The following is a 25071-nucleotide window of genomic DNA, read 5'->3' on the forward strand; positions in this document are numbered from 1 at the left end:
TACCTTGCTCGTGGTGAGCGTGAAAAGATAATTGACGCGGTCGAAGAAACTGCCAAACGGGCGAACATAGTTCGCCCCTACGATTAGCTGATAGTTTTTTCTAAGACAATTAAAAGTTTAGGTCAAGCCTTTTTAAAGGCTTGCGGTTTCCAAAGGCGGAGCCTTTGGTGGGTTTTAAGGGCAAAGCCCTTAACAACAAATTATTATAAAGGTGGTTAGTAAAATGCCAAAGTTAAATGAAAATTATCTTAAACTCGAAAAGAATTATCTTTTTATCAATATTGCTAAGAAGATTAACGAGTACATAAAAAACAACCCCGATAAAAAGGATAGAATCATCCGTATGGGTATCGGTGATGTTACCCTGCCTATCGCACCTTGTGTTGTTGAAGCAGTTAAAAAGGGTGCTGACGAAATGGGCGTTAAGGAAACCTTTAAGGGCTATGAAGACAGCGGTACAGGCTATGACTTCTTGAAAGAGGCTGTTGCTGGTTATTATAAAAGTTTCGGCGTTGATATTGCCACTGACGAAATCAGAATAAGCGACGGTGCAAAGTCTGATTGCGGAAATATTGTCGATATTTTCGGCGATGATAATATTGTACTTATCACAGATCCAGCATATCCTGTTTATGTCGATTCTAACCTTATGAACGGCAGAAAGGTTATCTATGCTGATTCTACTGAGGAAAACGGTTTCTCCGCAGTTCCTGACCCATCAGTTCACGCTGATATTATCTACCTCTGCTCTCCGAATAACCCAACAGGTGCGGCTTTCAAGACTAGCGAGCTTAAGGCTTGGATTGATTATGCTATCGCAAATGACGCTGTTATCATCTATGACGCAGCTTACGAGGCATTCATCACAGAGGACGATGTTCCGAGAAGTATCTTTGCTGTAGAGGGTGCAAGAAAGTGTGCTATTGAGATATGCTCACTCTCTAAGACAGCAGGCTTCACAGGTATGCGCTGCGGATATACAGTTATCCCGAATGAGCTTGAGTTCAAGGCTTCTAATGGCGAAGTAGTTAAGATTTCACAGGTTTGGGGCAGACGAGAGGGCAGTAAGTTCAACGGTGTTTCATACCCTGTTCAGTGCGGTGCTGCTGCTGTATTCTCCGAGGAAGGTCAGAAGCAGTGCAAAATCAACCTCGAATACTACAAAGAAAATGCCCGTATCATTGCAGAAACTCTCGATGAACTTGGCATTTGGTATTCGGGTGGTAAGAACTCCCCATATATCTGGCTCCGTTGCCCGAATGGTATGAAGTCTTGGGATTTCTTCGATTTGCTCCTCGAGAAGGCTAATGTTGTCGGCACACCAGGTGCAGGCTTTGGCAAAAATGGTGAAGGCTATTTCCGTCTTACATCATTCGGCGACAGAGATAAGACAATAGAGGCTATGGCAAGAGTTAAAGAGCTTATCAAGAGCCTATAATTAGATAAAGAAATTATTCCCGACAGGTTGAAAATGCTCTGTCGGGATTTTTTAATTTAACTATTTGGTATTTATTTTCATTATACTAAATCTTGGGTATATTTTCTTTTTTCTATCGAACTCGCATTAATATAGTTTTTTTTATATTGATTTTTATACGGATTACAGATATAATCGTATTATGCTTTCTGAACTTTCTATGAAAGGATTTTAGTTTTATGAGCAGAAACACCAGTGATATTTATAAGGCATCAATCAATATTTTGGGGAGTTGTGTTACAAGAGATATTTTTTTTACGCATGATAATGATGGTGGTTACAGAATTTTTCAGTATGTTAATTTCTTTTCGCCAATTTCATTGTGTGAAGGTCCCGTATCTATAGATTTAGAGAGATATAATAGTTTGGATTTTTCTGAGTATGCGACAAGTTTCAGAAAAAGATGTGTTATGCACGATTTGACTAAACAGAGTATAGATTATATCGCACAAAAAAAGACAGATTGGTTAATATTGGATACGGGCTTGTTTCGTAGAAATCTTTGTCTGCTTGGAGATAAAAAACAAACTTGTTTTGCTGAAAAAGAAGATTTTTTGAAGTATCTTAGTAAGCAGAAAATTATTCCTGAGATAGTTGGTGAGATAAGTATTGAGGATATTTCTGATGAGGACTTAGAAAAAAGAATGAGATTTTTTATTGATAAAATCCTTTCAATGTATCCTGTGGAAAATATTGTTTTAATAGAAGCAAAAAATTCATTGATTAAAGCTGATAAGGGCGGGAGCATTTCTGGCTTTGATGATGTTGATTATCATATTATTGAGAATAATAGAATGTCAAGATGCTATAAGCTTATGAAAAATATGCTCCAAGGGTGTCATATAATTCCTATGCCAGAAAATGTTGTAGCAGACGCAGGGCATAGGCTGGGATTATCACCGTTGCATTATACTATGGGATATTATGATTATGCTTTGTCAGTCTTTGATTGTATTCAGAAAAAATTACCTATTGAAAAAGAACAAAGTCATATTCAAAAACTATTTGATAAATGTAATATGGATTATGCAGGAAAATATTTTTCAGCTTTAGCAGATTCATATATAAATCTAAGTAAGCAAAAAAATCAAAGCGAATTGAAAAAGATATATAAAAAGTGTAAAAAGTTAATAGGAAGATAAATTTAAATATCAGGGAGTGTGAGAGATTATGAAAAATCAGTTTTTAGAGGCGGGAAAAATTGTTGGTACACACGGACTTAAGGGTGAAGTAAGAGTTGACCCTTGGTGCGATAGTGCAGAGTTTTTGGCAAAATTTAAGAGGCTTTATTATAAAGATGGTACAGAGTTGAAGGTTATTTCATCAAGACCGCATAAGAATATAACAATTATTCATCTTGAGGGTGTCAATGATGTTAATGAGGCTGATGGATTGCGTGGCAGAGTTCTTTATATAAATCGTGATGATGTTAAACTTCCTAAGGGTGTTTATTTTGTTCAGGATATAATAGGTATGAGAACTATTGATTGCGATACGGGCGAGGAATATGGCGAGGTTACCGATGTAATGAAAACGGGGGCTAACGATGTATATCAGATTACTAAGGACGGAAAAGAGTATCTGATTCCAGCTATTCCTGATGTTATTGTTGAAAGAAATATCGAGGACGGCATACTTACAATTCGTCCGATGAAGGGAATTTTTGATGATGAGGATTGATATTATAACACTTTTTCCGGAAATGTGCGAAACTGTTATGGGGGAAAGTATTATCGGCAGAGCAAGAAAAAAAGGTGCTATTGATGTTGAGTGTCATCAGCTTAGAGATTATGCCTTTGATAAGCATAAGCGTGTAGACGATACGACCTATGGTGGCGGTATGGGTATGCTGCTTATGGCAGAACCAATAGCACTTTGCTTTGAGGATATTTGTAAAAAGACTGAAAGTCGTCCGCATTTGATTTATATGTCACCTCAGGGCGAAACACTAACACAAAAAAAGCTGGTTGAGCTTTCGCAGTATGAGAATATATGTATACTTTGCGGACATTACGAAGGTGTTGACGAGAGAGTTCTCGATGAATATGTTGATGAACAGATTTCTATTGGAGATTATGTTCTTACTGGCGGTGAGCTTCCTGCATTGGTTCTTGCGGATTCGCTCTCAAGATTAGCTCCTGGTGTGCTTTCTGATGATGAATGCTTTGAGGAGGAAAGCCATTATAATGGACTCTTGGAGTATCCACAATATACAAAGCCTGCTGTTTGGAGAGATAGAGCCGTTCCAGATGTGCTATTAAGTGGTCATCACGCTAATGTTGAAAAATGGCGTAGAGAACAAATGATAATTCGTACAGCAGATAAGCGACCTGATATGATTGAAAAAGCAGATTTGACAGATAAAGAGAAAAAATTTCTTGAGGAATATCTAAAAAGCAAAAATGAGATTATGACAGATAATGAAAATCTGTCAAGTTTATGAGTTACACTTTTGTGTCAAAAATCAAATAGATGCTTGTTCTTTTAGCAAGGTAAAATACTAAAATAGAGCAAAATTTAATTCCTTAAAAGAAAGATAATTAATGAAAAATTCTTAAAAATGAATATAATTGCATTTTTATATTTTTTGATTAGTTTTTTAAAAAATTACTATTGACAAAATATATGAATTTCAATATGTGTGTTGACTGACATATGTAAGAAATATACGAAATTTTACATTCAGTTATATGCAAGGGGATTTTTAAATAAAAAATATAGTATATAGTTATCAAAAAATTGTATTTATTTGCAAAAAATCCATAAAATGTTAATTCTTAATGTTAAAATATAGCAAATTTTTCCACGATTTATTGCAATTTGCACAATAAAATACAGTTTGTTTTTAATCGTTATCGTATGTTAGTACAAATTTCTCAAAAATGGTTGACGATATTCCAAATTGTGCTATAATACGGATATGGATAATTGTAGTTGTAGAAAAAATATAATTACAACGAGGGGACATACTCAAAACCGTTAAAGGAGAGATTATAATGTACGTAAAAGATGTTATGGTACAAAACCAAGTTGGACTTCACGCAAGACCTGCCACTTTCTTCATTCAAAGAGCTAATGAATTTAAGTCATCAATTTGGGTAGAAAAAGAAGAAAGACGCGTAAATGCTAAGAGCCTTCTTGGTGTTCTTTCACTTGGTATCGTTGGTGGAACAACTATCAGAGTTATGGCTGATGGTGCTGATGAAGAAGCTGCTGTTGAAAGTCTTGTGAAACTCGTACAGTCAGGTTTCTCTGAATAATTCTAAATAAATTATTGATTTTTAAAGCATCGCTTTTAGGCGGTGCTTTTTGTTTTGAGGTGAAATTTGGACTATTTTATTTTTCAGTGGTTTGTGGTATGATTTAAATAAGTGGATTTGATAAAAACTATTAGTTGAAAAAATTTTTTAATTTGTTTAAAGAAAGCTTTTAATTAAAAAGCTTAGACGCGAATAACAAAAGTTAATTTATCAGAAAAGTAGAACGCGTCTTGACGGCGGAGGCACTCCGCCTTGAAAGTTGGTGAGATAGTATGAATCCAAAATTAAGACAGCTTCGTGAAAAGGCTATGAATCTGCCACTTTCACCAGGCGTATATATAATGAAAAATAAATCGGGAGAAATAATATATATCGGTAAGGCTAAGGCTCTTAAAAATCGTGTTAGTCAGTATTTCGGCTCGGACAGAAATCATCAGGAAAAGGTTCGCAGAATGGTTTCTAATGTTGATGATTTTGATTATATTCTGACTTCGAGCGAATTTGAGGCTCTTGTGCTTGAATGTAGCCTTATAAAACAACATCAACCGAAATATAATATTCTTTTAAAGGACGATAAGGGCTATAGTTATATCAGAATAAGCAATGAGGATTGGTGTAAAATATCTCATGTTATGCAGAAAAATGATGATGGTGCAACTTATATAGGTCCTTATACGAGTTCGTGGTTTGTTAAAAATGCTGTTGATGAGGCGAGAAAGATTTTTAAGCTTCCGAGCTGTAATAAATGCTTTCCGAGGGATTTTAGAAAAAGCAGACCTTGTCTGAATTATTATATTAAGCAGTGTTGTGCACCTTGCAGAGGGAATATTTCTCTAAGCGATTATCGTGAACGGGTTGATAGTGCAATAAATTTTTTGAAAAATGGTAATGTTGGCTCTATTTCCGAACTTGAAAAGCGTATGGAAATTGCTTCTGAAAATCTTGAATTTGAACTTGCAGCAAAGCTTAGGGATAGAATTGCTGCTATCAAGCGTATGGCAGATAAACAGAATGTTATGGCTACAAGGCTTGCTGAACAGGATATAATCGCACTTATGCAGGAGGGAAATGACGCCTGTTTTTCTGTGTTGAGATTTGACGAAAACAGGCTTTTTGACAAGGAAGATTTCTTGCTTAGCGATATTGGTTCTCCAGAAACGGCTCGTTCGGAATTTATAAACAGATATTATTCTATGCGTGATAAGATACCGCCTATGATAATGATTGATGGTGAAGTTGAATCTGTTGAGCTTGTAGAAATGTGGTTAAGTGATTTGGCAGGTCGCAAGGTGCATATTCATATCCCGCAAAAGGGAGAACAGATGCGACTTATTGAGCTTGCAAAGAAAAACGCTGCTGAAAAGCTTGCTCAAAGTCGAGGTCACAAGGGCAGTGATACTTCAGCCCTCGGAGAACTTGCTGAACTCTTGGGCTTGAAAAAAGTTCCTGAATTTATTGAATCTTACGATATATCTAATCTTTCGGGCAGTTTTAATGTTGCTGGAATGATTGTTTTCAGAAATGGCAAACCATATAAAAGTTCTTACAGACGCTTTCAGATAAAAAGCTTTGTTGGTCAAGATGATTACGCATCTATGGCGGAGGTTCTCGAAAGAAGATTTAAGGAATATGAGCTTCATAAGGGTGAGGAAGGCTTTGGTACACTTCCGGATTTGATATTGCTTGATGGCGGTAAAGGTCAGGTCAGTGCAGTTCGTCCAATTCTTGAAAGGCTTGGTTATGGTAACATTCCACTTTTTGGTATGGTTAAGGACGATAAGCACCGTACAAGAGCCATTACAGGCGACGGCGGAGAAATTTCGATAAGCTCAAAAAGAAGTGCGTTTACACTTGTTTCCACTATTCAAGATGAGGTGCATCGTTTTGCGATTGGCTATATGAGGACTACAAGTAAGAAAAAATCCTTTACTTCCTCGCTTACTTCAATAGATGGTATTGGAGAAACTCGTGCTAAGGCTCTTTTGAAATTTTTTAAGACTATTCAGCGTATTAGTGATGCTGATATAGACGAACTGATGAATGTTCCAACGATGACAAGACCTGCCGCTGAGGCGGTTTATAAGCATTTTCATAAAAGAGATAATTAAAAAAACAGGTACTCGCTTTAATGCAAGTACCTGTTTTGGCTTTTTAGGATTATAATTGTTTCATAAGGTTGACCATTTCGATTGCAGATGTTGCGGCATCGTAACCCTTATTGCCAGCCTTTGTGCCAGCTCTTTCAATAGCCTGCTCGATTGTATCTGTTGTGAGAATACCAAAAAGAACAGGAATTTTGCTGTTAAGTCCAACAGTAGCAATACCCTTAGAAACTTCGTTGCAAACATAATCATAGTGAGATGTTGAACCTCTTATAACTGCACCTACGCAAATAACTGCATCATATTTGCCTGAATCAGCCATTTTTTGTGCGGCAAGCGGAATCTCAAATGCACCTGGAACCCATGCTGCTGTAATATCATCATCGTTGACACCGTGACGAACAAGAGCATCTCTTGCTCCGCCGAGAAGCTTAGAAACGATGAACTCGTTAAATCTTGATGCTACTATACCAATCTTAATGCCCTCTGCTACTACATTTCCTTCAATAATTTTCATTATTTATTCCTCCTCTAAATTTTCATTGAAAATATGTCCCATTTTTTCTTTTTTAGTTCTGAGATAGAAAATATCGTCCTTTTGTGGAGCAATTTCTATTGGAACTCTTTCGACTATCTCTACGCCAAAACCGTCAAGACCGTAAACCTTTTCCGGATTATTGGTGAGAAGTCTAAGCTCCTTAGCACCTAAATCAGCAAGAATCTGAGCACCTATCCAATATTCTCTGAGGTCTGGTGCAAAGCCAAGCTTGATATTTGCTTCAACAGTATCAAAGCCATTTTCTTGAAGCTCATAGGCTTTGAGCTTGTTAATCAAGCCTATGCCACGACCTTCTTGTCGCATATAGAGTATAATGCCTCTGCCTTCATTGTTGATTACTTCCATAGCTTTTGCGAGCTGTTTTCCACAATCACATCTGCGTGAACCGAAAACATCTCCTGTTAAACACTCGGAATGTACTCGGCAAAGAAGATTTTTGCCATCGCCGATTTCTCCCTTAACAAGTGCTACATGGTGTTCGCCTGTAATGTCATTTACATAGCCATAAATTTTAAATTCGCCGTATTCTGTCGGTAATTTTGCGACAGCCTCACGAATGATATGCTTTTCGTGACGGCGGCAGTAATCTTGCAAGTCGTGGATAGTGATGAATTTTATATCGAGTTTTTCGGCAAGCTTTTTGAGATTAGTTGTCCTCATCATTGTGCCGTCATCTTCCATAACCTCACAGCAAAGACCAACTTGTTTTAAGCCAGCAAGACGCATAAGGTCAACGGTGGCTTCGGTGTGTCCGTTTCTGACGAGTACACCGCCATCTCTTGCTATAAGCGGAAACATATGTCCTGGACGGCGGAAATCTTCAGGCTTTGAACCGTCTTCAACGCACTTCATAGCTGTATATGAACGCTCTGCGGCAGAAATACCAGTTGTTGTGTCTATGTGGTCGATAGAAACGGTGAAAGCAGTACAATGGTTATCGGTGTTTTCACTGACCATCTGCGGAAGATTGAGCTTTTTGCCATATTCTTTGCTCATAGGCATACAAATTAAACCTTTGGCATATGTAGCCATAGTATTTACATTTGCTTGTGTGGCAAATTCTGCGGCACAGATTAAGTCACCCTCGTTTTCTCTATCGGGGTCATCTGTGACAAGAATAATTTTGCCTGCTCTAAGGTCTTCAAGAGCTTCTTCAATAGTATTAAATTTATACATATATTAACCTCCTTGACTAAATATATTTATTTATGCGATTTTTGGCGAGTAATGACTTGTGGGCAACGGTTCGTCGCCTTAAACGAAACTTTTAATTAAAAAGCTTAGATGCGAATAGCAAATCATAATTTAACGAAAAAGTAGAACGCGTCTTGGGAGCGGCGGCTCGCCATCTTGAGCAAAACTTTTAATTAAAAAAGCTTAGACGCGAATAGCAAACAATAATTTAACGAAAAAGTTGAACGCGTCTTGGGAGCGGCGGCTCGCCATCTTGAGCAAAACTTTTAATTAAAAAAGCTTAGACGCGAATAGCAATTCATAATTTAACGAAAAAGTTGAACGCGTCTTGGGAGCGGCGGCTCGCCATCTTGAGCAAAACTTTTAATTAAAAAAGCTTAGACGCGAATAGCAAACAATAATTTAACGAAAAAGTTGAACGCGTCTTGGGAGCGGCGGCTCGCCGCTAAAAGCCGTTTTCGGCGAGAAACTCAAGTGTTATGCCTTTTTTTTCACTCTTGCCCATAAGTTTTTTGACATATTTTCCTATGACATCATTTTCTAAGTTTACGACCTCACCAACTCTTTTTGAAAGCAAGGTTGTAACCTCACTTGTATGCGGAATCAATGAAACGGAAAAATTTTCGTCTGTGACTTCTGCAACAGTCAGACTTATGCCGTCAATGGCAATAGAACCTTTTTCGACAATAAGTTCAAGAATTTCGCTTTTTGCAGAGATTGTTACCCATACGGCATTTTGTTCACGCTTTATAGAGATGATTTTGCCTGTGCCGTCAATGTGTCCAGAAACGATATGTCCGCCAAGTCTTGAACCTACTGCGGCGGCTCTTTCAAGATTGACCTTAGAGCCTGGGTGGAGTTCGCCGAGATTTGAGCGTCTGAGTGTTTCGGGCATAACATCAGCAGTGAATGAATTGCCGTCAATGCTTGTCGCAGTTAGGCAGACACCGTTTACAGCTATGCTGTCGCCGACCTTTGTTCCTTCAAGGACAGTTGATGCGGAAATTTTAAGCTTGCCAGAACGAACCTCTCTTATAGTGCCAATTTCTTCGATAATTCCTGTAAACATTACTGTACCTCCAGAACATCATATTCGATAAGAATATCACTGCCCATTTCACGAACATTGGTTCTTTTTAGCTTGAAGCAATCATCAGGAGCTTCTACACCAACGCTTTCAACTGGTGTTTTTGCATTTTCTCCACCGAAAATTTTCGGTGCAATATAGGAATAAATGTGGTTGACTATTTTCGATTGTAAGGCACTATATGCAAGTGTTCCGCCACCTTCGATAAGTACACTGTCAATGGATTTTTCGCCGAGATATTGCATAAGCTTTTTTAAATCGACTTTTCCATTTTTATCAGGAAGTATGAGAGTTTTTACACCCATTTTTTCAAGCTCGGCTTGCTTTTCTGAATCTTCTATCGCAGAAACTACAAGTGTGCTTATTTCGTTTGCGGTTTTGCAGATATTGCAATCAAGCGGTATTCTTAGCTTGCTATCGCAAACTATTCTTATTGGGTTTCTGCCGTTTTCAATTCGGCAATTAAGTATAGGATTATCTGCAAGAACTGTACCTATGCCAACCATAATGGCTCTATGCTTTTTACGCAGGCGGTGAACATCATTTCTCGAAAATTCATTTGTAATCCATTTCGATTTTCCGGAATATGTTGCGATTTTGCCGTCGGCTGTCATTGCGTATTTGAGCGAAACATAGGGCAATTTGGTTGTTATATATCTAAAGAAAATCGGATTGAGTTTATCACATTCATCACGCATAAAGTCTTCAATAACTTCAATTCCAGCCTTACGCAGAATTTCTGCACCCTTGCCAGAAACAAGCGGATTTGGGTCACGAGAACCGATAACTACTCGGCTGATTTTTGCCTCAATAATTGCTTTTGTGCAAGGAGGCGTTCTGCCATAATGACAGCAAGGCTCAAGAGTGACATAAATTGTAGAGCCTTGAGTTGGTTCTTTGCAGTTTTTAAGGGCGTTTCTTTCGGCGTGAAGTTCACCGCATCTTTCGTGCCAGCCTTCACCGATGATTTTGCCGTCCTTGACAATAACTGCTCCGACAAGAGGATTTGGCGAAACAAAGCCTTCGCCTCTCTTAGCAAGCTCTATGGCTCGCTGCATATAAAATTCATCATTCATAATAAATCCCACCAAACAGAAAAGCCCCGTATGAAATAAAATCATACGGGGCAATTTTTATGCAATGATATTAAGACAGCCTATATGCTGTCAAAGATAAATCTTCTCGTATCCGGACTATACCGTCGGTTTCGGAATTTCACCGAATCGGAAGTGCAAGCACTTTTCGCAGACTATAACTGCCGGTGAGGAATTTCGCCTCGCCCCGAAGAATTATATTGTGGATAAAGTATAGCACAGTGGTTGAGAAAATGCAAGAGTAATAAAAAAGCGAATGAAAAATTGTTTTTAGCAGGTATTTGAAAATATTAAAATTACATTACTATAAATCAATTGCGATTATTTAATATTAAATATTTTGTTAATAAATGGTAAATAAATTATGAAATTTGACCTTTTGAGGTCAAATTTTTTTGATTTCGTCGGGTATAGTGAGAGGTACTTTTTTAAGACAGTAAATTTGACGGAGTGCTGACAGATAAAAAATATCTCTACATTCAATGAAAGGAATGATGTAAAAACGGGTATAAGAAACAGAATGTCTGAAAAGGAAAAGACATTTTGCGAATATTTTGCCCTGTGGGGTGATGCAGTCAGAGCCGCAGATTCTGCGGGATATGAAAATCCAAAGAAAGATGGTCCGCATCTTCTTTGCAGAGCGGATATTCGCAAAAAAATTAACGCTATCTGCGAAACTATGATTAAAAGTAGTCAGGCAAGGGCGTGTCTTGGTTATGAAAGGCTTGCTTTAGGGAAGGTGACTGACGCAATAAAGCTTCTCTATTGCGAAAATCTATCTGATGATGAGATTGAAAAGCTCGACCTCACAAATATTGCAGAGATTAAAAAGCCTAAGGACGGTGCAATGGAAATTAAGTTTTTTGACAGGCTTAAAGCACTTGAAAAAATGGGTGATTTCGATAAGGAAAGCAGTAAAAAGCAAGGCTCACTTTTCGATGCAATCAAGAATGGTGCGAAGGCTTTAGAAAAGGCTGATGACTATGGCGAAGATTGAAAGCTTTTCTAAAAAACAGCTTAAACTTCTGACATGGTGGTATCCAGAGAGCAAGGATAGCGGTTATGACGCTATTATTTGCGATGGTGCGGTCAGAAGTGGAAAAACAGTTTGTATGAGTCTTTCATTTGTATTGTGGGCTTTTGCGAGGTTTAACGGCGGTGATTTTGCAATCTGCGGAAAAACTATTCGCTCTGTCCGCAGAAATGTTTTAGTTCCGTTGATGTCATTGCTTAAAAATCAAGGGTTTATCTGTGAGGAAAAAGTTTCGGCAAATTATGTTGACATAAGCTATCACGATAAGAAAAATCGTTTCTATCTTTTCGGAGGCCGTGATGAGGGTTCGGCTTCGTTGATTCAAGGTATGACACTTTCGGGGGTTATGTTTGATGAGGCGGCATTGTTGGTTCGTTCCTTTGTTGAACAGGCTCTTGCGAGATGTTCCGTTGAAGGCTCGAAATTCTGGTTCAACTGCAATCCTGAATTTCCTAAGCACTGGTTCTATACAGAATGGATTCAGAAACGCAAGGAGAAAAATGCCCTATATCTGCATTTTACTATGCAGGATAATCCGTCACTTTCTAAAGAGATGATTAAGCGTTATGAGAGCCTTTATTCGGGAACTTTTTATGAACGCTTTGTGCTTGGAAAATGGGTTGCCGCAGAAGGTCTTGTTTATCCTTTTATGAGCGATATTACAGCCTTTTATGATGAACCTAAGGGTGGATTTGATGAATATGTCGTTTCGTGTGATTACGGTACGGTGAATCCTGCTTCATTCGGACTTTGGGGCAGACAGGGTGCTGTATGGTACAGAATTGATGAATATTACTTCGATTCACGCAGAGAGGGTAATCAAAAAACAGACGAAGAACATTACGAGGGCTTACTGAAATTAGTGGGCGATAGGAATGTTGAAAGAATTACGGTTGACCCATCAGCGGCAAGCTTTATAGAGCTTATCAGAAGAAAGGGAAAATTCGCAGTATATCCTGCGGAAAACAATGTCCTTGACGGTATAAGAAGAGTTTCGACAGCTTTAAAACAGGGCGAAATTAAGATTTGCAGAGCGTGTACTGATATAATCCGAGAATTTGGACTTTACCGCTGGGATAGCAATGGTCGTGATGCTCCTATAAAAGAAAATGACCACGCTATGGACGATATGAGGTATTTTGTGACAACGCTCTTGAATAAGAGCGGAGGCGGTTTCTTTGCCGTTTCCGCAGAAAGGTAGGTGATGAGGTATGAAGCTTTTTAAACGAAAAGAAAATTTTTCACCCGTTCAGACGGCAAGCGGAATAAGAAATGTACACCCATTCAGCGATTTAAGCGGTTATTCGCCGTTTACAAGCTGTGAATTTAAGCTTTATGATTCGCTGAAAGAGGCTATTCCTGTAATTGACGCTGCAATAAAAAAGACGGTTCGTCTTGTTGGTGGGTTTAAGGCTATATGCGAGGACGAAAACGCTCAGATTAAGCTTGCGGAGTTTCTCAGAAGAGTTAATGTCAATGGTACGGGTGTCGGAATTGATATTTTTGTTTCGTGCTTTTTGGAACAGCTTTTGACCTATGGTACGGCTGTCGGCGAGGTTGTGCTTTCTGAAAATTGTGAGGTAAGTGCTTTATATAATGCGAGCCTTGATGACATTGTGTTGAAAAGAGGAAACAATCCTCTTGATGTGAGAATTTATAGAAAGGAAATCGAGGGGAATGTTCCAATTGATATGGATGAGCTTATTTCTATTTGCACACTTTCGCCAAAGCCGGGAAATGTTTATGGAACTTCTCTTTTAAAAGGCTTGCCGTTTATAAGTGGAATTTTGCTGACGATTTTTAATACAGTCGGTACAAACTGGGAGAGAGTCGGAAATGTGAGATTTGCGGTTTCGTATAAACCAACTGACAGTAATGACAGAGCCTTTGCAAAGGAAAGAACCGAACAGATTGCCAAGGCTTGGAGCGAAACTATGCGTGACAGCAGAGCCTCGGATTTCGTTTCGGTAGGCGATGTCAGCATAAAGGTTATCGGTGCGGATAATCAGATTCTCGATAGCGAAATTCCTGTAAGACAGCTTTTGGAGCAGATAGTTTCAAAGCTTTCAATTCCGCCGTTTTTACTCGGACTTCAATGGAGTTCAACGGAAAGAATGGCATCTCAGCAGGCGGATATTCTTACAAGTGAGCTTGAATATTACAGGCGTTTGCTTGAGCCGACTATCAGAAAAATCTGTGGGGTTTATCTTAGAACGATTGGTTTCGACTGCAATTTTACAATTGAATGGGATAACATCAATCTTCAAGACGAAACCGAGCTTGCACAGGCTCGACTTAACAACGCTAATGCGGAGGCTGTTGAAATTCAAAATATAAAATTGAGAAACGAGGTGGAAATCAATGGATAGCAAGGAACTTGATTTAATCAATCAATATACAAAAAGAAGGTTTTCGGCTGATGAAGTTTATACATTTTCTGTTGTGCTTTGCGATAACGAAATTGACAGAGATTTTGAGTGCTTTGACAGCACATCTCTTGAAAAATTAGCAGAAATGTATATCGGCAAGAGCGGTATTCTTGACCACAATCCTACGGCTGAAAATCAGACCGCAAGAATTTATGACTGCAAGGTTGAAACTGTTGACGGAAAGTTGACAAGTTATGGAGAGCAGTATAAAAGGCTTATTGCCAAAGCTTATATGCCGATTAGTGAAAAGAATAAGGACATTATCCTTGAGCTTGACAGCGGTATCAAAAAGGAAGTAAGTGTTGGTTGCTCTATGGGCAAGAGTGTTTGTTCAATATGTGGTTCGGACTTTAAGAACTGTTCACATATTAAGGGTAAGAGCTACGGCGGAAAGCTGTGCTATGCGGTTTTGAGCAAGCCTAAGGACGCTTATGAATGGTCGTTTGTGGCTGTTCCCGCTCAGAGGTCAGCTGGTGTTATAAAAGCATTTAATGAATTTATGAGAGGGGAAAACGAAGTGGAGGACATTTTTAAAAAGCTTGGTTCAAGTGGTGATGTTGTTTTAAGTAAAAGCGAGGTTGCGGAGCTTGTAAAAGAACTTGATATACTCAAGGCAAAGGCTCGTGACGGTGAGGCTTATCGAAATGAACTTCAAGCAGATGTGACAAGGCTTTATGCAATTGTTGAGCCGGAATTGCCTATGGAGGCTGTTAAGAGCGTTACTGAAAAAATGACGCTTGCTGAACTTAAAGCATTTAAGCAGGTATATGAAAAGAAATCGGCAAGACTTGGCAAGGGTGTTCCACAGCTTGGCAAGGTTAAAGACGAGGTTACAAGCAAAAAGAATAATGCCTATAAAGGCATTTAAGGACAGACACGCAATTTAAGTTGAATATACTAAACCTTACAAGTAGTGATTTGATTTAAAAGCTTATAAAACAAAAAATTTATTTTAATTTTAGGAGGAAATTTTTTATGGCAAAGTTTGAAACTATTAAAATCGAAAAGGGTATGTATGCTAACAAGGGCAAGAGCCTTACTGATATTCTTGAGGAGCTTGACCCGTCTGAAAATTATAAGGGAACTGCTCTTGAGGGCTTGGACGCTTTTCAGCGACAGTTGAAGCGTTTTGATATTAAGGTCAGCGGCAAGTCATCTGACAGAGTTGAAAAGTTTTTTGAAAATTCCGATTCTGCGGCTTTATTCCCTGAATATGTTTCAAGAGCGGTTGCTGTCGGTATGGAACGCTCTGATGTAATTCCGGATATTGTAGCAGCAACTACAAGAATTGATGGTATGGACTATCGCTCTATTACTTCTGACCCTTCTGATGACAAGACTACTTTTGATATTGTTAAGGAAACTGCGACTATTCCTGAAACTGTTATTAAGACACAGGGCAGTCTTATTTCGCTTAATAAGCGTGGCAGAATTCTTTCTGCATCTTATGAGGCTTTGAGATTTCAGCGTCTTGATTTGTTTACTGTTATGCTTAGTCAGATTGGTATGCAGATTGCAAGAGAACAGCTCAAGGATGCTGTGAGCGTTATTCTTAATGGTGACGGAAATAAAAATCCGGCAACAGTTATTAGTGCAACGGGTGACATCAACTATACAGACCTTGTAAGCCTTTGGGCAGGACTTGCTCCGTATGAACTTAATACTATTCTTGCTCCTACCGCTTTAATGCAAAAGCTTCTCGCACTTCCTGAAATGAGAGATGCCTCCGCAGGACTTACTTTCCACGGTACTGGCAGTATGATTACTCCACTTGGTGCAAAGCTTATTCATGTTCCGTCTATGGACGCTAATACTATTATCGGTCTTGACAAGAACTGCTCACTTGAACTTGTTGAATCTGGTGGTGTTATTACTGACTATGACAAGCTTATCGACAGACAGCTTGAGAGAGCCGCAATAAGTATTACAACAGGCTTTGGAAAGATTTGTGCAAGTGCTTCTAAGGCAATGAAGCTTTCTTAATTTTATCTTTGAGGTGCGTGCTGTATGAGTATTGATGAGGTTATTGCGATATTTTTGAAGCTGGCAGAGCTTTCTGAGTCTGAAAGAGGAAACTATCAAAACCTTTGCGAAGATGCGGTGCGTTCTTTAAGGGCAAGACTTAAATCTGATATAAATGAGGAGGAATGCGGTGACAGCCTTAACAGGGCTGCCGCTGCTCTTGCCTTTATAAGATATATACAGCGAAATATTGCAAATGGTGAAGGTAGTGGTTTTAAAGTCGGTGAAATTAGCGTTAATTCCACGAATGAAAACAGTATGAAATATGCTGATGCGGTATGGGAAGATGTGTTGCTTGAAGTTAAGGACTTTCTGCGTGATGATGGCTTTATCTTCGGGAGGATTGTATGAAAAAAAGCAGGATAGAAAGAATTTTTCGCCGAATAGGTGCTGAAACCAAAATCAATGATAAGGTTGATTTTGCGGTGATTTATCCACTTATTGATAAAAGCGATTTCTCGGATAAAATTCGTCAGGAAGTCGGTTGCATTGATGAGGAATGTTTTGTTATGTTATGCGGAACGGAACTTGTCATTGACGCAAAGCGTGGAGATAAAGTAGAGTGTCGTAATGAAAGCTATGTGATTTTGAGCAAGCATATGGTATCTATTGGTAAGATAGGACTTTATGCACAATGCTATCTGAAAAAATTTGTTAGATAGATTTATCGGGGGGTGAGAGGTATTTTTGTTGATTGCAAAAAGTATGAAAATGCTTTGAAAGAAGATACTGAGCTTTGGAATATCAAAATTTTGGGGGCTTTTTCGCAGAATAAAATACAAAATCCTGTAAGGGATAATTATGCGGTGATTGGTTTCTCGGAATGTGATGACGAGGACGGCTTGCTTTCTGAAAAGCTTTGTCGAGGCATAAAGCGAAAAATACATATCAAGGCATATAGTTGCGAAAATGGTGATAGTGGAGAGGTTATCGAAGTTCTTAGCAGGATATGCAAAAAGCTGAAAAGTATTTTTCCTGATGAAATAGGAGATATGAGATTTCTTGCTTGTGAATATACAACTAAGCCTTATGCTTATTGTGCGGAGGCTGAAATTGATATTTGCGGCTGTTATGGTGGAAAAGACGCTTTAGCCGAAGTCTTTAAGGAGGAAATCTAAATGGCAGTTTATTCAGCGTTTAAGGGTAGTAATGCTGTAATCAATTTTGGTGGAAAATTGCTTTGTACAGCAAAAAGCTGTGAGATTATCACCGAAAGAAAGCTACACGAGGTTTACGAGTGTTTTATGACTGAACCAACTGCAATTATCAAGGGCAGAGAGCAGTATAGGCTTATTCTTGAAAGTGTTGTTTTTGAAGCTTTCGATGTTAATCTGTTTAATTCTGATGGCGTTTCAATAGAAATATTTATCGGAAATAAGGCATTTGCTTTTGATGGCTGTTACTTTAATATTCACAGCGAAAAACTCGACAAAAACAATGTTATTGAGAAAGTTGAAATTCTTGCTAAGAAAAGAACGGAGAGTGCTATGGCGTAATGAAAGGTGATATAAATGAAATGCTTGAAAGTGAAATGAACAGGCTGAGAGAAGCAGTTGTACTTTCACAGGCTGTTTCGGATAATGTTGAGAGAGAAGCAAGACGCTATCCAAGGCAATTAGATGGAGGTCAAGATGAATAAGCTGGAAAAGATGTCATATAAGGGATATAGCTTTGCAACAAATCCAAGTGTTATTAAGATTAGGCATAGGGCAAGGGTTACTAAAAATTCTGTGCCTTTTCAGGCAGAAAATACTGTGAGCTTTGGAAGAAAAGCGTGTGAAATCAGTGGAGAGGGTGAGCTTGTCGGCTATGATTGCGAAAAGCAGTTTGCGGAGATTCGCAAGCTTTTTCTGAGCGGAGGTTCGGGTTTGCTTTTACTTCCGGGGATTGAACCTTTTTATGCGTTTTTTCAAAATTTTGAACTTTTGGAAGAACCCTCGGATAGTTTGATTAAATACAGCTTTTCTTTTTGCGAGGATACTTCAGCGAAACACTTTGAGGTGCAGACACCTAAAAGCTATATAGCAAAGGGTGGCGAAACTCTTTGGGATATTTCATACGATAACAATATTGTGGTTGAGGAACTTCTTGAAAAAAATCCGAATGTTATGCGTCCTGATTTGGCTTTTGATGCGGGAGAGGTGATAAGGCTTTGATGAAATATATTTTGAAAGACGCTTTGAAGAATGAATATATCTTTTTTAATCCGAAAAGTGTTACACTCATTCGTGAAAAGAATGTTCCGGCTGATAGTCTTGATGTGCTTTTTCTTTCTGGTATAAATGGAATAGAATATGCTGAAATTGCTGTTTTTGACGGCTCTAAATGCGTGTTTCGTGGAATTGTTGATGAGCAGGTTGAAACTATTTCAGAGAGTGGAATTATACTTGAAATCAATGCAAGAAGTCTTGCGGCTCTGCTGCTTGATAATGAGGCTATGCCCCAAAGCTGTTGCTTGCCTGATATGCAGCTTTTTATGGAGAGAAATTTCTCACGCTTAGGATTTAAGGAGTATATCGGCAACGACAAGCCTAAAAGCGGAAGTATGAGCATTGCCAAAGGTGAGAGCGAATGGAGTGTTCTTGAAAAATATTGCAGAAAGTTTCTTGGTACATATCCGAGAGTTAATGAGGACGGTGTGATTGATATTTCCGAAAACGAGGGCGAAACTACGGTGCTTACTAATGAGGGTGAGCATAAAATTATTTCGTTGAGCCGAGTTAGAAAGCGTTGTGAGCTTATTTCGGAATATCGTGTCAGAACCTTGCGTGGCAACGGTTATGAGATGATTATAAACAATGAAAATGCCGAAAGACTTGGTGTTGATTCGGTGCGTTATCTCAATGCTGTTGATAATGGCGGTGTTGGAATTGCATCTTGTTACGAGAATATCGAGGAATCTAATGAACTTTATGATACGCTGAATCTTACTATTTCTGGCAGGGTGCTTGTTAATATCGGGGATTGGATTGTCCTGCCCGATTACAAGCTCGGAAATCTTAGAGTAAATAAGCTGAGATATGAGGCTGACGGCGACAATGAGCTTACAATCTTGAATTTATTGTGTAATTGAATGGAGGTTTGATATTGAATGTGGATAGCTAAGAACATTACAAAGAGAAATCAAGCTAAAAGTAACTGCATAAATGCGGCTATTTCCTCGGCGAATAATTCGGAAATTACGGCTGTTGGCAGGGACGGTGTTTCTCATCTGACTATTGCGGCTCCGAGTGGAATAAGCTTTTCGCCGAAGATTGATGAAAATGCGGTTGTTCTTAAAACCGAGAGCGGTGATGTATGCGTGGGTACTATTATGGATAGAGTTAATCCGAACGATTGCCCTTTGCCCGGTGAGCTTTTTCTCTCAAATAAAAATGGTACGGCTACTATAAAGCTTATGGCTGATGGAAAGATTGAAATTTGTGGAGATGTTACCATAAATGGCAAGTCTGTTTAGTGGAGGTGGAATGCTTGGATTTATTGCTTGAAAATGGAGATTTGAAAAAGGATTCCGCTGGAAAGCCGATACCTATAAGCGGTTTTGATGAGCTTAAACAGCAAATTTATATAAGATTAAAAGCAAAGCTTGGAGGTTTTATATATGACCGAAAGCTTGGAAGTGAAATAACAGCTAAGACGGAAAATAGCGAGCTTATCAGGCTTATCCGAAAAGCTTTGCCACAGCTTTTTGATGTGGATTTGATTTCAGCTTATATCGAAGAAGGAGCTTTAAAAGCTAAATTTAATTCTGAGTTTGGGGCTTTTATGATAGAAATTCCATTTGAAGATGAGGAGGGATAAAATGAGCGAAACTTATAGTGAAATTCTTGAGAGAATGCAAACTGAATTTGAAAAAAATGCTGGCTATGTGCCTGATGATGCATCAGATATAGGTATAAGAATGAAAACTCTTGCAGGGGAAATCTTTTCGCTTGAAAGTAGTATTGATTTTCTTAAAAGACAGATGTTTCCTACAACCGCGACGGGCGAATATCTCGACAAACACGCAGAAATGCGAGGTCTTAAAAGAAAGCCTGCTATAAAGGCAAGCGGAAAGCTAATGTTCTATGTAGAAAGACCGCTTTCGTATTCTTTTACTGTTCCGAAAGGAACGGTTTGTGCGGTGAGTGACGGAGGTTTGAGATATGTTACTGATGAGGATACCGTTCTGCCTGTGAATGAAAGCTTTGTTATGGTTAAGGCACACGCAGAAAATGGCGGTTCGGAATATAATATTCCTGTGAATCGTGTTACTTCTATTGTAACTTACTTTTCAGAGGCTATCAGTGTAAATAACTCAAGTATATTCAGCGGTGGTGCATCAGCAGAAAGTGATGAGTCTTTGCGTGAAAGAATTACTGAAAGCTATTATAATCCGTCAAATGGTGATAACGAGGAATATTACAGACGAATTGCCTTAGGTGTAGACGGTGTATATTCTGTTGGTATAAAGCCACTTGCTCAAGGTACGGGAACTGTTGGAGTTTATATTGCAGGTCGTGCGTCAAAGTGTAGTGATGAGGTGGTTTCTGCTTTACAGCAAGAAATGAATGATAAAAAGGGTATAAATATTAGTGTTTCAGTTGAAAATGCCACTTTGACAGGCGTGGTAATAAAGCTGTCGATTTCTGTTAAGGACGGATATTATGCTGATGATGTTAAAAGTCAGGTTCAGAATGAAATAGCTGAATATTTCAGAAAGCTTTGTGTTGGCGATGGGGTTAAATACTGCGAGCTTGGAGAGCTTATTTATCATATTGATGGTGTTAAAAATTATATTTTTGATACAAGCGTGACTAAAGAATATGATGGCGATTGCACTAAGCTTTATACGCTTGGAGCGGTCAGCATTACTGTTGTATAGGGGGTTTTGTGGTGACTGCATATGAATCCATAAAGAATAAGCTTTCTGCAACAGAAATTTATGATATTAAACAAGGCGGTCTTATTGATGCAGAGATAAGGGCTTATGCTGTTGCTTTGCAAGTTGCTTATGATAAGGTTGATGTGCTTTTGCGTGAATGTTTCGTGCAGACAGCAGAGAGTTACGGACTTGAACAGCTTGAATCTATGGCAAGAACCTATATGAATGGTGACACGCTTGAAATCAGACGAAATAAGCTTATTAACAGGCTTCAGATAAATCCGAGCATAATAGGAAAGGACGCACTTAAAAAACAAGTTGCATCCTTGGGCTTAGAGTGTAATATTACTGAGAATATTGCTGATAGTAAGATTTATGTTGATATACTAACAGAGGTTGCTGATGATAAAAAAGAATTTCTGAAGGCTGAATTGCTTAGGTTTGCACCATTACATCTCATTATGTATGTGACTTTTAATGGGGTGGCAATTTAGGGTGAGTTCTCAAAGCGTTAGCTAATTGCTAACGATAGAAGAAATAAGTGGCGGACTTCGTCCACCGCTTGAGGAGAAAGAGATGTTAAGGGAGTTGCCCTTAAAACCCACCAAAGGCTCTGCCTTTGGAATCTGCAAGCTTTTGAAAAAGCTTGAGCAAAACTTTTAAGTGTCTTTTGGGGGTGTGTTAGCTAATCGTAGGGGCGAACTGTGTTCGCCCGCTCGGTAGTTTCTTCGACCGCGTCAATAAACTTCTCTAATACACTACTTTAGCACCAAGCCTTTTTTAAAGCATTTATTGCATTGATAATATCCGTTGTGGGAATACCACCGAAGCCTAATTTAAGCTCGGTGGTATTTTTTTTGTCAGATTTTAGAGCGGAAAGTCGGACACCTTGATTTTTTGCAAGTGAAAGCATTTCCGCCATAGAGCGGTTTGTATTGAGCGAAAGTATAAAACATAGAGCAGTTTCTTGAAGTGTGGCTTTTAACTTAAGGTCAGAATCTGCAAAAGTAGTTTCGAGAGCTTGCATAATCAAAGAGCTTTTTTCACGATATAGCTTACGCAAACGGCGAAGTCTGCGTTCAAGTTCGCCTGTTTTGATATATTCGGCAAGTGCAAGCTGTTCAATTTTTGATGAGGTCTGATTATAAAAGCCGTTTCTTGATTCATAAATTTTGAGCAATTCAGGAGTTAAAACCGCATAGCCTATTCTTACGGACGGCAAGAGCATTTTCGAGAATGAACCTATATAAATTACTCTCTCACTATTGGCACTTTGCAGTGCAGGAAATGGTCGGGAGCTATATCTTAGTTCGCCGTTGTAGTCATCTTCTATGATGATTGAATCGGTTTCTTCCGCCCATTTGAGGAGTTCTTTTCTACGGCTCATACGAACAGGCTGTCCGTTTTTATTGCAAGATGGATTTATAAATAATATGCTTGAGCCGTTTTTATAAAGTTCTTCGGGAATGATTCCGTCATTATCGCTTTTAAGCTTATGAATGGAAAATCCACAATCGGCAAAAACTCTTTCGGCGAGTGGAAAACCGTCCTCCTCCATAGCTGCTGTGCGTGGCTTTATTTCGGAGATAAGTCCGCAAATTATGTATAAAAGTGATTGCGTGCCTGAACCAATTAGAATACGACTTCCGTCTGTAACAGCACCCCTGATTCCATGACTATAAAGTGCAAGGGCATTTCTTAGTGCAAGCTCTCCCTGTGGGTCACCATAGGAGGCTATGACATTCTCCTTTTTCAGAACATCTTTTATATGTGAACGCCAAAGCTTTATATCAGTTTCGTTTCGGTCAGCAAGGTCACTTCCGAGGTCATAAAGAATGTTGTCTTTACTCTCACGATTTATTGGTAAAACGGAGCTTGTATTTTTTATCGTGTTTTTCTGAGGGGCAGATTGGACATAGTATCCTCTCTGTGGAAGGCTCTTTATATAGCCCTCAATACATAGCTGTTGATAGGCTGATTCTATTGTTGTACGGCTGAGATGTAAATCTTCTGATAATTTACGAATTGAAGGGAGCTTTGCACCGATAGTAAGGCTACCGTTTTCAACTGCGGAGGATATTTTGTCATATAGCTGTTGATAGAGCGGAATAGTTCCGTTTCGGTCAAGTTCAATGAAATCATAGGTCATATTGAAATCTCCGTTTTATAAGTTTTAATAAATTATTTTAATTCTCGGCTCTGCTTTAGCTGTTCAAAGGTTATGCCATATTTTATTGCAATATCTCTTGCATAGCTGGCATTTTGCGGTGGAAGCACCTGTACATGAAATGACCTGCGTCCGTTTTCTATGCCTGTAACAATGCTTTCGACACGACTATGTATTTCGGGGTCGGAATTAAAAGCCTCTAAATTTCTTGCAAGGTCGTGCATATGTGTATTGTAGATTGCACGAACTCCGATATAACACATAAAGCGAACTATATCTCTCGCAAGATATACACCTTCCTCAACATTGGTTGTGGCAAGGGTTTCGTTCATAAGCACAAGTGTATTTTCAGTTGAATTTTGCATAATCTCAGAAAGTCGGACAGATTCTTCACCAAGTCTGCCAAGGTCTACGGTCTTATTTTCATCGGCTGGAAAATGTGTATAAATCGTATCGCAAGGACTGAACCAAAATTCTGATGCTGGAACAAATATTCCGTGCTGTGCCAGAAGATACATAAGACCGATAGCCTGTGTGAAAGTAGTTTTTCCGCCACGATTAGGACCAGTCATAATGTAGATACGGTGTTCCTCATTAAAATCGAGAGAGTTTGTTACTATGTCGATATCTTCACCATTGACAGCTTTTATGGCAAGTTTGAGATTGTATAAACCATCGGTTTGCAGAACACGCTGTGAGGTTGGCAGAACCTGTGGCTTGCAGATTGGAAGATTGAGATTTTGTATTTTGCGTATCAGTGATGCCCAGCGAATATAGAAAATAAGCTCAGGCGAAATTGATGTCAGAGAATAACCGCTTATATCGACATACTTGCGGAGAACATCTCGAATATCCTTGACTATTTTCTTGAGAATATTTGATACCGATTTTTCCATAGCCGCTGAAAATGGGTCGCCGCCTGTGAGCGATGATTCAATTTGAAGTGTAGAAAGTTCAGCCACATTATTTATGCTCATACCTGTTAGTGAAGTCTTTTTATTTGTTGCGGCAGGGTGAAAATTCATACTTTCAACTTCTACACCTTCGTGAATTTCAGAGGTTTTCTTTGCAGCAAAATTCATAAAATTTTTGAGCAATCCTGTATGGGTAAATTCGGCATCATTTAATGATACAACACCAGCCTCCTTTGGGCGAAGAAGATTATCAAGATTTACACCAACAGTCACACTCTTTAGCTTTTGTGCCTTTGCAAAGGTTTCATCAATATCCTTTTTCAGCTGTGGAAAACCACTGCCATTATATATTTCTGTTACCATAGCATAAAGCTCTTTTAAACCATCTGATTTGAGGTCGGCTTCGTCCATAGCAAGCTTCATTTGAGTTATACACTGAATATAGTCGTTTACTTCACGAAGTCGGTTAATAAGTCCCCATATTGCTGAAACCTCCGTATCTTTTTGCATACGCTTTAGTTCCCATAGGTCGCTTAGCTGTGTTAAAAGATTTTCTAATGTTTCACACATTTTGGGGTGGTGTAGCAAGTCATCAAAAATATCTATGCGATATTTTATAACCTTTTCGTCAGATACCATTTGTGATAAAATTCTTTTGATGATTTGCTTTTCGGATTTTTCTTTTGTTAAAGCATCTAAGAGAAAGTCAAATGATAGGTCATTGCAAGCGGCTTCGTCAAGAACCTTGGCTTCATAGTTACTGCTATTTGGATATAAAAGGCTAAATTTTTTCATAATTAACAAACTCGCTTCACTTTATTATATATAAAATATTCTACTACTTTAAAGAAAAATTGTCAAATATGCTA

General features: G+C 38.7%; 29 protein-coding genes and 1 riboswitch. Of the genes, 23 read left to right on the forward strand and 6 right to left on the reverse strand.

The window, feature by feature from the left end; all coding sequences use genetic code 11:
- Positions 1–223: 223 nt before the first annotated feature.
- From C9914_RS07100 to uvrC, 6 genes are all read left to right on the forward strand, one after another.
- On the forward strand, positions 224–1438 hold the full coding sequence (locus tag C9914_RS07100) for an LL-diaminopimelate aminotransferase (RefSeq protein ID WP_106764401.1): 1215 nt from the start codon (positions 224–226) through the stop codon (positions 1436–1438).
- Positions 1439–1656: 218 nt separating this feature from the next.
- Positions 1657–2619 carry a DUF6270 domain-containing protein gene (locus C9914_RS07105; RefSeq protein WP_106764402.1) on the forward strand — a complete coding sequence of 321 codons (963 nt, stop codon included), beginning with the start codon at positions 1657–1659 and terminating at the stop codon, positions 2617–2619.
- Between the two features lie 28 nt (positions 2620–2647).
- On the forward strand, positions 2648–3157 hold the full coding sequence (gene rimM / locus C9914_RS07110; protein WP_106764404.1) for a ribosome maturation factor RimM: 510 nt from the start codon (positions 2648–2650) through the stop codon (positions 3155–3157).
- Positions 3147–3920, forward strand: coding sequence for a tRNA (guanosine(37)-N1)-methyltransferase TrmD (trmD, locus tag C9914_RS07115; protein WP_022264531.1), 774 nt, complete (start codon positions 3147–3149; stop codon positions 3918–3920). The genes rimM and trmD overlap by 11 nt, the downstream gene beginning before the upstream one ends.
- Positions 3921–4473: 553 nt before the next feature.
- A complete protein-coding gene (locus tag C9914_RS07120; protein WP_106764406.1) occupies positions 4474–4737 on the forward strand; it encodes an HPr family phosphocarrier protein in 264 nt (87 codons plus the stop codon).
- Between the two features lie 272 nt (positions 4738–5009).
- Positions 5010–6845 carry an excinuclease ABC subunit UvrC gene (gene uvrC, locus C9914_RS07125; protein WP_106764408.1) on the forward strand — a complete coding sequence of 612 codons (1836 nt, stop codon included), beginning with the start codon at positions 5010–5012 and terminating at the stop codon, positions 6843–6845.
- Positions 6846–6894: 49 nt separating this feature from the next.
- Here the strand turns inward: uvrC and ribH are convergent, their stop codons facing one another.
- The 4 genes from ribH to ribD all read right to left on the reverse strand — a co-directional run bounded on the left by ribH (position 6895) and on the right by ribD (position 10755).
- The gene (gene ribH / locus C9914_RS07130; RefSeq protein ID WP_022264459.1) at positions 6895–7356 is read right to left on the reverse strand and encodes a 6,7-dimethyl-8-ribityllumazine synthase; all 462 of its coding nucleotides are present in this window, start codon (positions 7354–7356) and stop codon (positions 6895–6897) included.
- Positions 7357–7359: 3 nt separating this feature from the next.
- Positions 7360–8574: a bifunctional 3,4-dihydroxy-2-butanone-4-phosphate synthase/GTP cyclohydrolase II gene (locus C9914_RS07135; RefSeq protein ID WP_106764410.1), complete on the reverse strand. Its 1215-nt coding sequence runs from the start codon at positions 8572–8574 to the stop codon at positions 7360–7362.
- A gap of 463 nt (positions 8575–9037) precedes the next feature.
- Positions 9038–9661 (reverse strand): riboflavin synthase, encoded by a 624-nt coding sequence (locus C9914_RS07140; RefSeq protein WP_106764412.1) that lies wholly within the window; start codon positions 9659–9661, stop codon positions 9038–9040.
- Positions 9661–10755, reverse strand: coding sequence for a bifunctional diaminohydroxyphosphoribosylaminopyrimidine deaminase/5-amino-6-(5-phosphoribosylamino)uracil reductase RibD (gene ribD, locus C9914_RS07145; protein ID WP_106764414.1), 1095 nt, complete (start codon positions 10753–10755; stop codon positions 9661–9663). Before ribD ends, C9914_RS07140 begins: the two co-directional genes overlap by 1 nt.
- A gap of 96 nt (positions 10756–10851) precedes the next feature.
- Positions 10852–10972: riboswitch (FMN riboswitch) on the reverse strand.
- 321 nt (positions 10973–11293) lie between these two features.
- Between ribD and C9914_RS07150 the strand changes: the two genes are divergently transcribed.
- From C9914_RS07150 to C9914_RS11510, 17 genes are all read left to right on the forward strand, one after another.
- Positions 11294–11770 (forward strand): terminase small subunit, encoded by a 477-nt coding sequence (locus tag C9914_RS07150; RefSeq protein WP_106764416.1) that lies wholly within the window; start codon positions 11294–11296, stop codon positions 11768–11770.
- Complete coding sequence (locus C9914_RS07155) at positions 11757–13007, forward strand: PBSX family phage terminase large subunit (RefSeq protein WP_106764418.1); 1251 nt, start codon at positions 11757–11759, stop codon at positions 13005–13007. The genes C9914_RS07150 and C9914_RS07155 overlap by 14 nt, the downstream gene beginning before the upstream one ends.
- 10 nt (positions 13008–13017) lie before the next feature.
- Entirely contained in the window at positions 13018–14175 is a 1158-nt protein-coding gene (locus C9914_RS07160) for a phage portal protein (protein WP_106764420.1), read from the forward strand.
- On the forward strand, positions 14168–15103 hold the full coding sequence (locus C9914_RS07165) for a hypothetical protein (protein WP_106764422.1): 936 nt from the start codon (positions 14168–14170) through the stop codon (positions 15101–15103). Before C9914_RS07160 ends, C9914_RS07165 begins: the two co-directional genes overlap by 8 nt.
- Before the next feature lie 107 nt (positions 15104–15210).
- The gene (locus C9914_RS07170; protein WP_106764424.1) at positions 15211–16218 is read left to right on the forward strand and encodes a phage major capsid protein; all 1008 of its coding nucleotides are present in this window, start codon (positions 15211–15213) and stop codon (positions 16216–16218) included.
- Between the two features lie 24 nt (positions 16219–16242).
- Positions 16243–16608, forward strand: coding sequence for a hypothetical protein (locus C9914_RS07175; protein ID WP_106764426.1), 366 nt, complete (start codon positions 16243–16245; stop codon positions 16606–16608).
- Positions 16605–16919 (forward strand): hypothetical protein, encoded by a 315-nt coding sequence (locus C9914_RS07180; protein ID WP_106764428.1) that lies wholly within the window; start codon positions 16605–16607, stop codon positions 16917–16919. The genes C9914_RS07175 and C9914_RS07180 overlap by 4 nt, the downstream gene beginning before the upstream one ends.
- A 12-nt stretch (positions 16920–16931) precedes the next feature.
- Entirely contained in the window at positions 16932–17375 is a 444-nt protein-coding gene (locus C9914_RS07185; protein WP_106764429.1) for a hypothetical protein, read from the forward strand.
- Positions 17376–17753 carry a hypothetical protein gene (locus C9914_RS07190; protein WP_106764431.1) on the forward strand — a complete coding sequence of 126 codons (378 nt, stop codon included), beginning with the start codon at positions 17376–17378 and terminating at the stop codon, positions 17751–17753.
- Entirely contained in the window at positions 17753–17896 is a 144-nt protein-coding gene (locus tag C9914_RS11505) for a hypothetical protein (RefSeq protein WP_158707358.1), read from the forward strand. The genes C9914_RS07190 and C9914_RS11505 overlap by 1 nt, the downstream gene beginning before the upstream one ends.
- Complete coding sequence (locus tag C9914_RS07195; RefSeq protein WP_106764432.1) at positions 17889–18413, forward strand: LysM peptidoglycan-binding domain-containing protein; 525 nt, start codon at positions 17889–17891, stop codon at positions 18411–18413. The genes C9914_RS11505 and C9914_RS07195 overlap by 8 nt, the downstream gene beginning before the upstream one ends.
- Positions 18410–19330: a hypothetical protein gene (locus C9914_RS07200; RefSeq protein WP_158707359.1), complete on the forward strand. Its 921-nt coding sequence runs from the start codon at positions 18410–18412 to the stop codon at positions 19328–19330. Before C9914_RS07195 ends, C9914_RS07200 begins: the two co-directional genes overlap by 4 nt.
- A gap of 18 nt (positions 19331–19348) precedes the next feature.
- Positions 19349–19714, forward strand: coding sequence for a hypothetical protein (locus C9914_RS07205; RefSeq protein ID WP_022264443.1), 366 nt, complete (start codon positions 19349–19351; stop codon positions 19712–19714).
- A 14-nt stretch (positions 19715–19728) separates the two neighbouring features.
- Complete coding sequence (locus C9914_RS07210; protein WP_106764436.1) at positions 19729–20058, forward strand: GPW/gp25 family protein; 330 nt, start codon at positions 19729–19731, stop codon at positions 20056–20058.
- A gap of 1 nt (position 20059) precedes the next feature.
- Positions 20060–21121: a baseplate J/gp47 family protein gene (locus tag C9914_RS07215; RefSeq protein ID WP_158707360.1), complete on the forward strand. Its 1062-nt coding sequence runs from the start codon at positions 20060–20062 to the stop codon at positions 21119–21121.
- Positions 21122–21132: 11 nt separating this feature from the next.
- Positions 21133–21615 (forward strand): putative phage tail protein, encoded by a 483-nt coding sequence (locus C9914_RS07220; protein ID WP_158707361.1) that lies wholly within the window; start codon positions 21133–21135, stop codon positions 21613–21615.
- A gap of 25 nt (positions 21616–21640) precedes the next feature.
- On the forward strand, positions 21641–21784 hold the full coding sequence (locus C9914_RS11510) for a hypothetical protein (protein WP_158707362.1): 144 nt from the start codon (positions 21641–21643) through the stop codon (positions 21782–21784).
- Positions 21785–21884: 100 nt separating this feature from the next.
- Here the strand turns inward: C9914_RS11510 and pdxR are convergent, their stop codons facing one another.
- Entirely contained in the window at positions 21885–23270 is a 1386-nt protein-coding gene (gene pdxR / locus C9914_RS07225) for a MocR-like pyridoxine biosynthesis transcription factor PdxR (RefSeq protein WP_106764440.1), read from the reverse strand.
- Positions 23271–23302: 32 nt separating this feature from the next.
- Entirely contained in the window at positions 23303–24997 is a 1695-nt protein-coding gene (locus tag C9914_RS07230; RefSeq protein ID WP_106764442.1) for a MutS-related protein, read from the reverse strand.
- Between the last annotated feature and the right edge of the window lie 74 nt (positions 24998–25071).

Source organism: Pseudoruminococcus massiliensis (genome assembly GCF_900291955.1).
In the GTDB taxonomy this organism is placed as follows: Bacteria; Bacillota; Clostridia; order Oscillospirales; family Acutalibacteraceae; genus Pseudoruminococcus; species Pseudoruminococcus massiliensis.

What these genes read in the sequence shown, in the direction of transcription:
- C9914_RS07100 (WP_106764401.1), top strand. Translation starts at nt 224, where the DNA reads ATGCCAAAGTTAAATGAAAATTATCTTAAACTCGAAAAGAATTATCTT.
- C9914_RS07105 (WP_106764402.1), top strand. Translation starts at nt 1,657, where the DNA reads ATGAGCAGAAACACCAGTGATATTTATAAGGCATCAATCAATATTTTG.
- rimM (WP_106764404.1), top strand. Translation starts at nt 2,648, where the DNA reads ATGAAAAATCAGTTTTTAGAGGCGGGAAAAATTGTTGGTACACACGGA.
- trmD (WP_022264531.1), top strand. Translation starts at nt 3,147, where the DNA reads ATGAGGATTGATATTATAACACTTTTTCCGGAAATGTGCGAAACTGTT.
- C9914_RS07120 (WP_106764406.1), top strand. Translation starts at nt 4,474, where the DNA reads ATGTACGTAAAAGATGTTATGGTACAAAACCAAGTTGGACTTCACGCA.
- uvrC (WP_106764408.1), top strand. Translation starts at nt 5,010, where the DNA reads ATGAATCCAAAATTAAGACAGCTTCGTGAAAAGGCTATGAATCTGCCA.
- ribH (WP_022264459.1), bottom strand. Translation starts at nt 7,356, where the DNA reads ATGAAAATTATTGAAGGAAATGTAGTAGCAGAGGGCATTAAGATTGGT.
- C9914_RS07135 (WP_106764410.1), bottom strand. Translation starts at nt 8,574, where the DNA reads ATGTATAAATTTAATACTATTGAAGAAGCTCTTGAAGACCTTAGAGCA.
- C9914_RS07140 (WP_106764412.1), bottom strand. Translation starts at nt 9,661, where the DNA reads ATGTTTACAGGAATTATCGAAGAAATTGGCACTATAAGAGAGGTTCGT.
- ribD (WP_106764414.1), bottom strand. Translation starts at nt 10,755, where the DNA reads ATGAATGATGAATTTTATATGCAGCGAGCCATAGAGCTTGCTAAGAGA.
- C9914_RS07150 (WP_106764416.1), top strand. Translation starts at nt 11,294, where the DNA reads ATGTCTGAAAAGGAAAAGACATTTTGCGAATATTTTGCCCTGTGGGGT.
- C9914_RS07155 (WP_106764418.1), top strand. Translation starts at nt 11,757, where the DNA reads ATGGCGAAGATTGAAAGCTTTTCTAAAAAACAGCTTAAACTTCTGACA.
- C9914_RS07160 (WP_106764420.1), top strand. Translation starts at nt 13,018, where the DNA reads ATGAAGCTTTTTAAACGAAAAGAAAATTTTTCACCCGTTCAGACGGCA.
- C9914_RS07165 (WP_106764422.1), top strand. Translation starts at nt 14,168, where the DNA reads ATGGATAGCAAGGAACTTGATTTAATCAATCAATATACAAAAAGAAGG.
- C9914_RS07170 (WP_106764424.1), top strand. Translation starts at nt 15,211, where the DNA reads ATGGCAAAGTTTGAAACTATTAAAATCGAAAAGGGTATGTATGCTAAC.
- C9914_RS07175 (WP_106764426.1), top strand. Translation starts at nt 16,243, where the DNA reads ATGAGTATTGATGAGGTTATTGCGATATTTTTGAAGCTGGCAGAGCTT.
- C9914_RS07180 (WP_106764428.1), top strand. Translation starts at nt 16,605, where the DNA reads ATGAAAAAAAGCAGGATAGAAAGAATTTTTCGCCGAATAGGTGCTGAA.
- C9914_RS07190 (WP_106764431.1), top strand. Translation starts at nt 17,376, where the DNA reads ATGGCAGTTTATTCAGCGTTTAAGGGTAGTAATGCTGTAATCAATTTT.
- C9914_RS11505 (WP_158707358.1), top strand. Translation starts at nt 17,753, where the DNA reads ATGAAAGGTGATATAAATGAAATGCTTGAAAGTGAAATGAACAGGCTG.
- C9914_RS07195 (WP_106764432.1), top strand. Translation starts at nt 17,889, where the DNA reads ATGAATAAGCTGGAAAAGATGTCATATAAGGGATATAGCTTTGCAACA.
- C9914_RS07205 (WP_022264443.1), top strand. Translation starts at nt 19,349, where the DNA reads ATGTGGATAGCTAAGAACATTACAAAGAGAAATCAAGCTAAAAGTAAC.
- C9914_RS07215 (WP_158707360.1), top strand. Translation starts at nt 20,060, where the DNA reads ATGAGCGAAACTTATAGTGAAATTCTTGAGAGAATGCAAACTGAATTT.
- pdxR (WP_106764440.1), bottom strand. Translation starts at nt 23,270, where the DNA reads ATGACCTATGATTTCATTGAACTTGACCGAAACGGAACTATTCCGCTC.
- C9914_RS07230 (WP_106764442.1), bottom strand. Translation starts at nt 24,997, where the DNA reads ATGAAAAAATTTAGCCTTTTATATCCAAATAGCAGTAACTATGAAGCC.